The organism is Staphylococcus arlettae (assembly GCF_002902345.1).
Classification (GTDB): Bacteria; Bacillota; Bacilli; order Staphylococcales; family Staphylococcaceae; genus Staphylococcus; species Staphylococcus arlettae.
The window spans coordinates 40,980-51,478 of sequence record NZ_PPQB01000029.1; the positions used below are offsets into that span (position 1 = coordinate 40,980).

General features: G+C 33.4%; 18 protein-coding genes and 2 tRNA genes. 16 read left to right on the plus strand and 4 right to left on the minus strand.

Annotation, left to right across the window (positions count from 1 at the left end):
* Together CD036_RS12330 and CD036_RS12335 are read left to right on the plus strand one after the other, a co-directional pair.
* Positions 1 to 71 (plus strand) — tRNA-Glu (locus CD036_RS12330).
* 47 nt (positions 72 to 118) lie between these two features.
* Positions 119 to 207: transfer RNA gene (locus CD036_RS12335), tRNA-Ser, on the plus strand.
* A gap of 142 nt (positions 208 to 349) precedes the next feature.
* Here the strand turns inward: CD036_RS12335 and CD036_RS12340 are convergent.
* The 4 genes from CD036_RS12340 to CD036_RS12355 all read right to left on the minus strand — a co-directional run bounded on the left by CD036_RS12340 (position 350) and on the right by CD036_RS12355 (position 2,944).
* Entirely contained in the window at positions 350 to 1,414 is a 1,065-nt protein-coding gene (locus CD036_RS12340; protein WP_103388784.1) for a site-specific integrase, read from the minus strand.
* Between the two features lie 59 nt (positions 1,415 to 1,473).
* Complete coding sequence (locus CD036_RS12345; RefSeq protein ID WP_103388785.1) at positions 1,474 to 2,052, minus strand: hypothetical protein; 579 nt, start codon at positions 2,050 to 2,052, stop codon at positions 1,474 to 1,476.
* Positions 2,053 to 2,137: 85 nt separating this feature from the next.
* Positions 2,138 to 2,602, minus strand: coding sequence for an ImmA/IrrE family metallo-endopeptidase (locus CD036_RS12350; RefSeq protein ID WP_103388786.1), 465 nt, complete (start codon positions 2,600 to 2,602; stop codon positions 2,138 to 2,140).
* A 12-nt stretch (positions 2,603 to 2,614) separates the two neighbouring features.
* Entirely contained in the window at positions 2,615 to 2,944 is a 330-nt protein-coding gene (locus tag CD036_RS12355; RefSeq protein ID WP_103388787.1) for a helix-turn-helix domain-containing protein, read from the minus strand.
* Between the two features lie 221 nt (positions 2,945 to 3,165).
* Here CD036_RS12355 and CD036_RS12360 point away from each other — a divergent pair, with 221 nt between their 5' ends.
* The 14 genes from CD036_RS12360 to CD036_RS12420 all read left to right on the plus strand — a co-directional run bounded on the left by CD036_RS12360 (position 3,166) and on the right by CD036_RS12420 (position 10,419).
* Complete coding sequence (locus tag CD036_RS12360; RefSeq protein WP_103388788.1) at positions 3,166 to 3,369, plus strand: helix-turn-helix domain-containing protein; 204 nt, start codon at positions 3,166 to 3,168, stop codon at positions 3,367 to 3,369.
* Positions 3,370 to 3,401: 32 nt separating this feature from the next.
* Complete coding sequence (locus CD036_RS12365; protein WP_103388789.1) at positions 3,402 to 3,620, plus strand: DUF771 domain-containing protein; 219 nt, start codon at positions 3,402 to 3,404, stop codon at positions 3,618 to 3,620.
* Between the two features lies 1 nt (position 3,621).
* Positions 3,622 to 3,798 (plus strand): hypothetical protein, encoded by a 177-nt coding sequence (locus tag CD036_RS13210; protein WP_172606412.1) that lies wholly within the window; start codon positions 3,622 to 3,624, stop codon positions 3,796 to 3,798.
* Positions 3,799 to 3,859: 61 nt separating this feature from the next.
* Complete coding sequence (locus tag CD036_RS12370) at positions 3,860 to 4,222, plus strand: PDDEXK family nuclease (RefSeq protein WP_172606413.1); 363 nt, start codon at positions 3,860 to 3,862, stop codon at positions 4,220 to 4,222.
* Complete coding sequence (locus tag CD036_RS12375) at positions 4,219 to 5,427, plus strand: helicase-related protein (RefSeq protein ID WP_103388791.1); 1,209 nt, start codon at positions 4,219 to 4,221, stop codon at positions 5,425 to 5,427. The genes CD036_RS12370 and CD036_RS12375 overlap by 4 nt, the downstream gene beginning before the upstream one ends.
* Before the next feature lie 2 nt (positions 5,428 to 5,429).
* Positions 5,430 to 5,690: a DUF2483 family protein gene (locus tag CD036_RS12380; RefSeq protein WP_103388792.1), complete on the plus strand. Its 261-nt coding sequence runs from the start codon at positions 5,430 to 5,432 to the stop codon at positions 5,688 to 5,690.
* On the plus strand, positions 5,683 to 6,306 hold the full coding sequence (locus CD036_RS12385; RefSeq protein WP_103388793.1) for a Sak single strand annealing protein: 624 nt from the start codon (positions 5,683 to 5,685) through the stop codon (positions 6,304 to 6,306). Before CD036_RS12380 ends, CD036_RS12385 begins: the two co-directional genes overlap by 8 nt.
* The gene (locus tag CD036_RS12390; RefSeq protein WP_103388794.1) at positions 6,306 to 6,686 is read left to right on the plus strand and encodes a single-stranded DNA-binding protein; all 381 of its coding nucleotides are present in this window, start codon (positions 6,306 to 6,308) and stop codon (positions 6,684 to 6,686) included. Before CD036_RS12385 ends, CD036_RS12390 begins: the two co-directional genes overlap by 1 nt.
* A gap of 13 nt (positions 6,687 to 6,699) precedes the next feature.
* Positions 6,700 to 6,897 carry a hypothetical protein gene (locus CD036_RS12395; RefSeq protein ID WP_103388795.1) on the plus strand — a complete coding sequence of 66 codons (198 nt, stop codon included), beginning with the start codon at positions 6,700 to 6,702 and terminating at the stop codon, positions 6,895 to 6,897.
* Complete coding sequence (locus CD036_RS12400) at positions 6,890 to 7,726, plus strand: primase alpha helix C-terminal domain-containing protein (protein ID WP_103388796.1); 837 nt, start codon at positions 6,890 to 6,892, stop codon at positions 7,724 to 7,726. Before CD036_RS12395 ends, CD036_RS12400 begins: the two co-directional genes overlap by 8 nt.
* Before the next feature lies 1 nt (position 7,727).
* A complete protein-coding gene (locus tag CD036_RS12405) occupies positions 7,728 to 9,095 on the plus strand; it encodes a DNA primase family protein (RefSeq protein WP_244913815.1) in 1,368 nt (455 codons plus the stop codon).
* A 264-nt stretch (positions 9,096 to 9,359) separates the two neighbouring features.
* On the plus strand, positions 9,360 to 9,563 hold the full coding sequence (locus CD036_RS12410) for a hypothetical protein (RefSeq protein WP_142385147.1): 204 nt from the start codon (positions 9,360 to 9,362) through the stop codon (positions 9,561 to 9,563).
* Between the two features lie 4 nt (positions 9,564 to 9,567).
* Positions 9,568 to 10,227, plus strand: coding sequence for a hypothetical protein (locus CD036_RS12415; RefSeq protein WP_103388798.1), 660 nt, complete (start codon positions 9,568 to 9,570; stop codon positions 10,225 to 10,227).
* Positions 10,228 to 10,419, plus strand: coding sequence for a hypothetical protein (locus tag CD036_RS12420; protein WP_103388799.1), 192 nt, complete (start codon positions 10,228 to 10,230; stop codon positions 10,417 to 10,419). It abuts the gene before it with no gap.
* The last annotated feature ends 80 nt before the right edge of the window (positions 10,420 to 10,499 follow it).

Sequence of the window (10,499 nt, forward strand, 5' to 3'; positions counted from 1 at the left end):
GCCCCGTGGTCAAGCGGTTAAGACACCGCCCTTTCACGGCGGTAACACGGGTTCGAGTCCCGTCGGGGTCATACAAACAGAAGTGAAATATCGCTTCTGTTTTTTTATACTTATATTTGGAGAGTTGTCCGAGCTGGCCGAAGGAGCACGCCTGGAAAGTGTGTAGGCGCCACAAGCGTCTCGAGGGTTCGAATCCCTCACTCTCCGTTATTTCGATATTCCTCGTTATTCTTCGTTGGTTAAGATGTTGATATAACGGGGTTTTGTTATATCTCGATATTCTTCGTTATGCACCGTAATAAAATGTTTACGCCAACGTTACGCCAATATAACACTCAAAAATGTACATTTACGCCAACGACGTTGGCATTGCTTCTAATGCAGTCATAGCCTTGTCTTTCTCGATTTCTGCAGTTTCATCTAATAGGTGGGAGTACACGTCCATTGTCGTTTTTATATTTCGATGGCCTAGTCGTTTTGAAATATAATAAATTGATACGCCATTATGAAGTAGGTAAGAGCAGTGGGTGTGTCTGATAGAGTGCAATGTGTATTTACCTAATTGATTTTCTAAACAGTATTTTTGTAAAACTTTAGTCACTGCATTATTCGTAATTAATGATGTACCAGTATTAAATAATTGCCCACTCATATTCGTTGGCATATTCGATAGGGCAGTTTCAATATATTTCATATCCATTTTAGGAACATCTATTGTTCTATCAGATGTTTCTGTTTTTGTACCCGGTAAGTGGATAGTGTTCTTTATAAAGTTTAAATCTGATTTATTTAACGCTTGCACTTCTCCAAATCTCGCACCAGTTATGATTAATATATAGATGAACAAGTATGATTGCTTGTATGTGCCTTTTACATAGTCTTTTAATCCCTTATATTGTTTGATACTCATAAACTTATCATCTTCTCGTTGTGTTGGCTTAGTGCCTTTTACAACAGCCTTATAAGTAGGGTCTTTTAGCATTAACCCTTCCTGAATTGCATCTTCGATTGACGCTTTAATACAATTGTGTATTTTCCGTACTGATTCTGTTGCATGATTTTCTCCATACCATTTAATAAACTTACGGTATAAAGTAGTGTTGAAGTTATCCATACGAACATCAGAAATGTTTTCTATTTCAAGAAATGTTTTAAATTGATTAATAGCATTTACGAAAGTTTGAAATGCACGATCAGTGATAACACCTTTTTTGTTCACATCTATCCATTGATTATAATAATCGATAAATGAACTCTTGTTATTTATAATGATACCTTGCATCAAATGATTTTTAGCTTGTGTTTCTGCTTCTGTAGCTTCACGTTTCGTCTTATACCCTTGCTTACGGTAACGTTTACCATCGTGGCCAAAGTAATATCCCCATTTACCATTGGCATATTTTTGAACTGTCATAGTACATTCCTCCTAAAAAAGATAAAAATATATAGGGCAGTATGGACTGCCCAGAAAAATTAATTAATTGGTTCTACTTCATCTAATATTTCATTTTGTCGTCTTTCCATTTGTTCCATTTCTTCATCACTGTAATCTTTTTCACCATACATTTTATCTGATAAATCAAAATATTCTTCTTGCAATTTAGCTTCTTTAGCTTCCTGTTCTGCTTGTTCTGCAGCTTCTTGTTCTTTAATTTCGTTGTACGCAGCATCAGAATCTAACAATCCTGCATCGCCATTAGGTATGCCGGTATAACCATGTTCTTTAGCCACTTTAGCATTAGCTTCCATTTTTTCTTGGTCTGTAGGTTCTTGTTGAATAGGTTGTTGTTCCACTGGTTGAGATTGTTCTTGTGATTGAACAGGTTCTTGTTTAGATTGTGGTTGTTCAACATTTTGTGGTTGTTGTTCGGTATTTGCTTGTTGTGATTCGTCAGTGTTAGACGTATCTTTTTTATCTGATTCTTCTTTTTTATCGTCGTTCGATTTCTTACTTTCATCTTCCTTCTTATCTTCTGATTTACTTTCTTCCTTATTCCCACATGCAGCTAAAACTAAGAAACTTGCTAACAATAAATATAAGACCTTTTTCATTCTGCATCTCTCCTTATAATAAAATTAATATATATTAAACAACCTACATTTGCATACACGTATAAAACGTGTGAGCGCAGATTGGCTATTCCCAATTATGGTGCTCGAATACTTGCAACGGCTCAAATTTTATTACGTAACCTTTATAATAAACATCTAAACCATATTTCATTTTGTAATGTTCAATAGCATCTAACACATAGCTTTTTGACACTTCGAAGAATAGGGCGACTTCATATAAGTTACATGCTCCAGAGTGAAAGGCATCAATAATTCCTTGTAGTGGTATCAATTTTTCATACGCGTATCTTCTAGCTTTTAATTCAAATTTTCTATTAATTAGCTTAGTTTGATCGCGTATATCGCCATAAGTTATGTGTAAGTGTGCAATTTCTTCTGCTAATGTTTCTAACTTATGCGTATGATTTAAACTATTCTTTATCAAAATCATATCATCTAAGGTAACACCACTTAGTATAGTAGGAAGATGGCGAGTTTCAGTAATGTGTAAGTTTTGATTTGCCATCATTATATTTTCATATCTACTCAAACAAACAACCCCTTATTTTTTACGCTTAGATTTAATATATTCAGCGTATTCAATTACTTCTTGCCATTCTTCGTCAGTTAACTCACCATCAAGATGTGCTGCTATTGTTTCGAAAGAATTAGTTTGTTTCTTTTCTTCTAAACCTAACAAATATTCAGGTGTAACTTTAAGAACTCTAGCGAAATCATCTGCTCTATTTAATGGGAACTCTCTAGATTTATTTAAGTATCTTGAAACAGTTGATTTAGCCATGTCTGTTCTTCGTGCTAACTCGCTTGTCGATAAGTTATGTTTGTCCATTAAATTCGATATTAAAGAAATGATTTCGTCGTTGTTTCTCATTGTAATTACCACCTTCTTTTATTGTTTCCTTTTTGGAACACTTTAAATATATCATACGTTCCCAATAAGCACAAGTTATATTTCTAAAATTTGCATATAATAGGAAGTTTCTAGGTAATCTTACTTTTTTAAAAGAAATTTGTACTTTGTCGTTGACATATGGGAACGTAAATGCAATAATAGTAATTGTTCCCGATAGGAAACAGATTGAGGTGAGAAAAATGATTAATTTAGAGAGATTAAAACAATCAAGAATTGACAACAATCTTAGCCAAGAGGACATGGTAAAACTATTAAATTGGAAGTCTAGATCGCAATATTCTAAAAGAGAAAATGGCCAAGTATCTATTGGTGCTGATGAACTAATAGCAATCGCCAAAATTTTAGGATATGACAAAAAGGAGATCGGATATTTTTTTGACTAGAACGTTCCCGAAATGAAACGGAGGTGGAAACGATGACTACTAAAACATGGTGGAACATGGCAGATTTAGAATTTGAATCTAATGAGAGTCGAAAATGGATTATGACAAATTTAATCAAAAACGAAATTGTATGGTCCGAAATAAAAGATTTCTCACACAAGCCGAAACACAACAATGACGAATACAGGTTTGTCGGTCCATACATGCAGCAATATTTGATTGATAACTTTAAAAAATTAAAGGAGGGATAGGATGAAACACATTTTAGCATGGTTAACAGCGATTCTGTTCACAGCACTATTTGCAATGATCACATCAGATTTCCATTACAGCATTGTATTTAGCATTTTAAGTTTCATTGCAAGTTACGCATTCTGGAACAACTGGTTTGACGCAATAAAAAAGACCGCTAAGCGCGCCAACGTTTAACGGTTCAAACATTTAATAAATTTAACAAATTAATTATATAACATACTCGGGAGGTTTGCAATTGGGACCAGAAAAAAGAGTTGAGAATAAAATCCGTAGATTTTTAGAGGATAATGGCGCTTTTGTTATGAAAACACATGGTGGAAGTCCTGGAGTACCAGTTGGTATACCTGATTTGTTTGCAATATATAGAGGTATAGCTATTTTCATTGAGGTTAAGCGTGAAAAAGGTGGAAAAGTTAAGCCAATACAGATAGCACAAATTGACAGTTTAAAACAACATGGCACAATCGCTATTATTTCGAATGATGTTTCATACGTAAAAAATCTAATTGAAACTATCGACACTTTGATTACAGAAGGTGCATGGAAAAATATCCAAACAGCTATCAATATGGCGAATGAAATGGGTGTTAAACAATGATGCTTTATCCAACACAAGAAAAAGTAATGAACGAAGCTAAACCTTCATTTTTCTATGGACTAGGTACAAGCTCCGGCAAAACACTTATATCAATCTATCATTATTTGAAACATAACAATGGCGAACCGTTGTTAATCGTATGCCCACCCACAAAAAAGAAATCGAATGAGTGGAATCATGAAATAGAAAAAGTGGAACAACACGAAAACATCAAAATTGATTATGAAGTAATAGCATCGTCAATGTTAGCTAAAGTATACAGTGGCTACAGTAATTACTTTGTGATTTTAGATGAAGCACACTACTTTATGAATCCAACAAGTAATAGAGGTAAGGCTGCACAAAAATTATGTAAGCATTCAACAAACTACGTAATGTTGTCTGCCACACCAGGTGAATCCTGGAGCAAGTTTATGAACTACTTTATCATCTTTGGTTTTTATAAGAACAAAACAGAATTTTTAAAGAAACACGCCATATATGAAACGAAACATTTTGGTGGTAGATCCATAAAACAAATTGTCGATTTTCAACACACCTACGCTTTAGAACGATATTGGCAAACAATCGCAACCATGAAAGAAACATCATATTTTGTAGATTTGCCACAAGTGAGTGAACGTTTTGTTGAATTTAATAAATCAACCACGTATACACAAGCTGCTAAAGATAGAGTTGTTGAGATTAACGGTGAACAAGTTATTTTAGATAGTCCACCTAAATTAGGGGCAACATTAAGATATTTAACTAATCAAAAAGCTAAAGCTGCTTATACAAAAGAGTTACTTGAAAGCACGAATGATAATGTAGTTATCTTCTACCAATTCACAAGAGAAAAAGACAATATACTTGAAGTCATTAACAAACTAGACAAGAAAGTATTTGAAGTCAGCGGACAACACTTTGAATTACCAACACAAGATGAACGCAAAACATTAACTAATAGTGTAACACTAGTACAAATTCAAGCAGGAAGTGCAGCTATTGAACTTAAATACGCTAATCAAGTCATCTATTACTGTCCAACATATAGCTACACACAATACCAACAATCACGTGGCAGATGTATTAGACATGGTGGCCATGACCGAGTTGAGATTATCAAATTTAAAACTAAAGGAACGATTGAAACGCAAGTTTGGAAAGCATTAGACAATAAACAGGATTTTGACGAAAAACTATATTTACTTGAGGAGGTTAAGTAATTATGACAAAACCAACTAAAACAGACGCATATGAAAAAATATACTTTTTAATTAAACGAAAAGGTTTGGATTTATTTATTACTAATAGACCAAATAAAAATATTGAAGAAGTTGAATATACGGACAATAAATCTAAAGCAAGACGTTTTGATGAAGATGATTTCGAAATATTAGATATAGATAAGACCGTACATGAAAAAGTTGAAGTTACTAAAAAATATGATATAGCAACATTTGAAAGCGTGGTGCCATTAGATGAGTGAACAATCATTGTTTGAGCAACTTAATCAATTAAACGTTAATGATCATGTTGATAAGAAAAATGGTCTTAACTACTTATCTTGGTCATATGCACATCAAGAATTAATGAAGATAGACCCTAATTACGAGATTAAAATACATGAATACCCACACCCAGAAGTAAACAACGAACAATATTTTGTACCATATCTAGCTACACCAGAAGGTTATAGCGTAACAGTTTCAATTACTTTAAAAGGATTAACTAAGACTGAAACGTTGCCTGTACTTGATTTTAAAAACAAGTCAGTACCATACAAACAAGCTGATATGTTCCAAATAAACAAAACATACAAGCGTGCATTTGTTAAAGCAGCTGCATTACACGGTTTAGCTCTCTATATATTTAACGGAGATGTAATGCCAGAACAGCCATTTGAGTCGGCAAGTGACAGTGAACTCAAAGATGTTGATAAAAAAGTTAAAGAGTTAGCACCTTTAATGAAAATAACAGAATCACAACTTAAAAAGAAAATGAACATTCCACAAAAACTCTCATCATCTGATGCAGAAGAAGCATTGGTGAGATTAGATAACGGCATTCAATACTACAAAAATAATAAAAAGGATGATAAATAATGAATCAATTTAATGGAATCGGACGTTTAGTAAGAGAAGCAGATATTAAAGAAGCAAAATCAGGTAAGAAATTCGCACGTTTTACAATTGCAATTAATCGTTTTAATGATGAAACAGACTTCGTAGACTGTGTTGTATTTAACGAAAGAGTTGTAGGAGTCGTTGAAAATTATACAAGTAAAGGGTCACAAATTGGTGTAAGTGGTTCACTGAACATTAACACATCTGAAAAAGATGGTCATAAATTCAAACACCCACAAATTAATGTTCAAGCTATAGATTTGCTAGATAGCAAGAATAGTAATAATAGCCAAGATAAGAAATCAGATAACCCATTTGCTAAAGGTACAGACGACTTACAAGACGAATTACCGTTCTAAAGGAGTGATTCTTATGAATAAAATTCCTAAAGATAAATATCAAGATTTATTAGATTATCTCGTTAAACGTATGAAAACAGGTAATGCCGAAGTTTATTTTAAAGAAACTAACGAGATAAGTGAAGAATATATTGATGAAGCCTACTACTACAAACTACAAAGATTAAATTTAGTTATTGATTATCACGAAGGTGGAGATATCAATGATTGAATTAGATCACGACATACCTATTAAATTTACAGTTTTTAAAGACCAATACACAACTGAACCAGTACAAATTGTATTGGGTCCTTTCACCAAACTTTTGAATTTTATTGAAATGCCTAAAATTGGTGATAAAAATACAAACTATTGTTTTGTTGGTGGTGAAGTTAAAGGCAAGCGTAATAATGAAAATACAGTTTCACGTTCCCTTATAACAATTGACTACGACGATATACCTGTGGATATAGATTTTTACAGTGAAGTATCAAATAAATTAGATACTGGCTTTGCTATTTACTCGACACATAACCATAAGCCAGAAGCTCCAAGATTTCGATTAGTTATTCCTTTAGATAAAAGCTATGAACTAACATCCGATGAATACAGAGCAAGTGTTCAATATATAGCTACTAAAATTTTAGAAATGGATTTTTATGACCCTGCAAGTGAAGTACTAAGCCAAGTTATGTTCTTGCCAACAGTTAGTGAAGAAAATGTTGATAATTACATTTTTAAATATGTTGATGAAGAACCACTTGAACTAGAACCTATTTTAGCTGTAGCGGAAGTACAAAGATCAATAAAGCATAAACCACTTGTAGATGATGACACATGGCAAATGATACTCAAAGGACTAAACGAAGGTGAATATATTGGTCGCAATAGTGCGATGACTAAAATCGTAGGACATTTGATAACTAAGAACGTTAATCCTACTGTAATTTACTACTTGCTTTCATATTGGGATGAACATAATCAACCATCATTACAAGAAGAAGGACAATTCGATACAGTTTTTAAATCAATTTATAACAAGCATAGAAGGGAGGTATAACATGGCTGAATTACCAAGTGATATCAAAGCAATGTTCATTAATGATGACTTTGATTCATCACAATTCTTTTCGGAAAAAGGCGGGTTTCTACATTATCAATTTGCAGAATATCTCGCAGACAAGCATAACGGTATCTTACTTGATGGCAAGCCTCATTTATTTGATGGCAAAAAGTACATTAGTTTAGATAAGAACACAATACGTAAGCTAACGCTGAATTACCTACCTTCACTTAAAGAGAACCAAAACAAAGAAGTGTATTACAAACTTGAGGCATTGTGTGGCAAAAATCCACAAGAACAAGCAGCGCCATATTTTGTCGGCGTTAATAACGGGATTGTTGATATACGCAAAATGCAACTCACAGATTTTAATCCCGATATCCATATTACCAATATAATACCTGTCGATTATTATCCAGAAGCGCAAAGTGATCTAGTAGAATCATTCATTAAAGATTTGTCGAACGACGATTCAGAAGTTGAGAAACTGATATATGAAATGATTGGTTACGGCTTATACCGAGATAACTTTCTACAAAAAGCGTTTTTCTTCTTCAGTCCTGGCGGCAACGGTAAATCAACATTATTTAAGTTGCTTCATTATTTTTACGGTACACAAAATACTACTGCTTTGTCATTCAAAGATATCCAATCTCGATTTAAACCTGCATCACTTCAAAGCACAATGGTTAACATAGCTGATGATATCGACCCGGATTTTATAAAAGAAACTGGTAACTACAAGACAATTGTTACTGGCGATAAATTCAATGCTGAACGTAAAGGTCAAGATGATTTTAACTTTATACCTTATGTAAAACTTATGTTTGCTGGAAATGAACTACCTCAAACTTCTGACCGTTCACGTGGTTTTTATCGACGTATGATACTAATTCCTATGCTTAAACAATTTGGACGTGATGGACAAAAGGGAGATCCGATGATATTTCACAAGTTAAAGAAACCTGAACATTTATCAGCTTTACTCAATTTATCACTCAAAGGGTTATCCAATTTACTAGAGGCAGGTTACATCAAAGAGCCTCAAGTGTCCATAGATTATAAAGCGCAATATGAATACGACAATGACCCAATACTCCAATTCTTAAATGAATCAACTGATGATAAACATCGTACTATACCAGCAGTTGAAGGACGACCAACTGAAAAAGCTTATGCTATATACCAAAGTTGGTGTAATAAAAACGGTTTATTAGCAGTGAGTAAACCTAAATTTACCAGAGAACTTAGACGCATCGGATTAGAATCAACAGTAAAATGGTCTGCTGCATATCATAAAACTATACGTTTTTATGCACGTGAAACAACGATTGATTTTTATGATGAAGATGGCGCAAAACTTTAAACCATACAGAAAAGTGTAAGGTATTCAGAAAAGTGTAAGGTTAAAAAAATACTGTTATATCAACGGTTATAGCTATTACCTTACACCTTACACTTATTTTATTAAATATTAATATATATACCTATATATAGATATATAAATATAAGAATAAATTTCAAAAAAACCTGTAATGTGTAAGGAATTTTGGTTGAACCTTAGAGCGAGTAAGGATACAAGCCTTACACTTCACTTACACTATTACAGAAATTGCACAAATTGGAGTAGGTGATACCGATGAATGAAGAAACAATCAAGATTAAATACAATATCGAGTTCGAAAAAACAATTGTGTTTCCGGCACACCCCGAAGATGATAACTGGGAGTTAGAGGAAGAAATACATCGACATATGAAAAAAAACGAATTTGATTATACAGATGGCAAAGTAAGATTTATTGAAGAACCAACAATAACTGACAGGGAGATATAAAAAAATGATCTATAAAGGTAAAGAGATGACATTTAAAGAGTTAAGTAAGATGACTGGTATTAAAGAACCTACATTAACGAATCGCTATCAAAGAGGATTGCGTGATGATGAGCTGACAGATAATGGTCCATACCATAGAGGGCCTTTATACATTAATGGTGTGGCACATAAACCAACAAATGAAGATAAAAAGATTTTACGTAACAACAGATTAAACAAACAAGATGTGCAAGATAGATTGGATGAAGGCTGGGATTACAGACAAGCTATAGAACTTAGTCACCTATACGTTATGAAAGATGGTGGCATACATCTAAGAGTTGAAACTAAAGACGCAATCCACTATGTGCCAGAATCACGAGTAAGAGATTTAGAAATCGATGGTTTGTCACAAAGCAAACTAATTAAAAATTTAAAGAGTGGTAACACTTTAGAAAAGATTGTAAACGACTTCTATGAATCAGAAGGTGTGAATATCACACAAGGTGCGACTAAGTATGTGATACAAGATCGCTTACGTGAGAATCGTAAGAGAGAAAGAGAGTTAGAAAAACAACGTAAAGAGCAAGAAAGACTGCAGATGATAGAAAACGCAAAAGTACGTGGTAAGTGGTTTGAACATTTAGCAGCTAACGACATATTCCCTAAAAAGGTGGCTAGGTAGATGAAAATTAGAGATTTGAATATTAACGATTACATTTGGTTCAAAGCACCAAATAGCACAATATCTTATCCTGCAATCGTTACGGAACTAATTTATAACGATGATGAACCATTCGCTATAGTAAAAATAGGTAACCACACAGATACAATAGATGATTCATACGATTTTGCGATTGGAGAGAAACGACAATGACAAAATTATACGAAAAATTACAAGGAAATGTTTATGGCACATATACAGTGTGTGGATATAAATTTGTACAACGTGGCGGC